Genomic DNA, 959 nt, shown 5'->3' with positions numbered 1-959 from the left:
ATGGATAAACCATTCCTGGACTTGGCTCCCATTTTTCATTTAATCTTCTCTTTATTTCATCTATAATCTCGTTACCATAATAGCTCTTTTCTGTTAATAGATGAAGTATATATAATTTCACAAAAGATGTAGTACTTATTTTAGAAGGAAACTGCCTATTTCGTTTTTCTTTATAATTACTCATTTTATCACTCCTGTACTTTTTTCTTAATTTTAATAAACTCTTCGTAACTAATACCAAAGTTACCTATCTCTGGACTGTTATCTATCAAATGACCGTGACAATCTGAACCACCTGTAATAATTAAATTATGTTCTAAAGCTATTTCTTTGTATAATTTTATATGTCTATTATTATGTTTTGAATGATACACTTCTATGCCATCTATACCTGCTTTGATAATATCCTTTACACTATTCTTATTATTAATTAATCCTGGATGAGCAAGAACGGATATTCCTCCAATATTATGCACTATTTTAATTGCTTCTTGAACAGGAAGTCTATATTTCTCAACATATGCGAAACAATTTTTTCCTATATATTTTTCAAAGGCTTCTTCATAATTATCAATATATCCTTTTTTCATTAATGCAGCTGCTATATGAGGTCTACCTATATTACCTTTATAAGCTATACTTTTAACTTCATCAAAACTAATATTAATACCTAAACTATTAAGTTTGTTTACAATTTTTTTTGCTCTTTCTTTCCTCGTTTTCTTAAATTTATCTGTAACCTCTTTCAGACTTTGTGATTTATAATCTATAAAATATCCTAATAAGTGGACTTCCTCATCATTAATTTGACAACTTAATTCGATTCCCGGAACTACATAAAGTTTATTATGTAAACTCGCCTTTTTCATGGCATTTTCGACACCTGATACTGTATCATGGTCAGTTATTGATATTACTTTCAGTTCTTTTCTAATAGCCCATTCTACAACTTCTTCAGG

General features: G+C 28.6%; 2 protein-coding genes. Both read right to left on the bottom strand.

The window, feature by feature from the left end; genetic code table 11:
* The coding region (locus L21TH_RS05885; RefSeq protein ID WP_034429464.1) for a PadR family transcriptional regulator at positions 1 to 184 on the bottom strand (184 nt) is incomplete at its 3' end.
* A gap of 4 nt (positions 185 to 188) precedes the next feature.
* Positions 189 to 959 (bottom strand): PHP domain-containing protein (locus L21TH_RS14510; RefSeq protein ID WP_034429463.1); only part of this gene is annotated, 771 nt, incomplete at its 5' end.

This window comes from Caldisalinibacter kiritimatiensis (genome assembly GCF_000387765.1).
Taxonomy (GTDB): domain Bacteria; phylum Bacillota; class Clostridia; order Tissierellales; family Caldisalinibacteraceae; genus Caldisalinibacter; species Caldisalinibacter kiritimatiensis.
The sequence above is the reverse complement of the archived record's forward strand: the minus strand, read 5'-3'. Positions and strand labels throughout refer to the sequence as shown.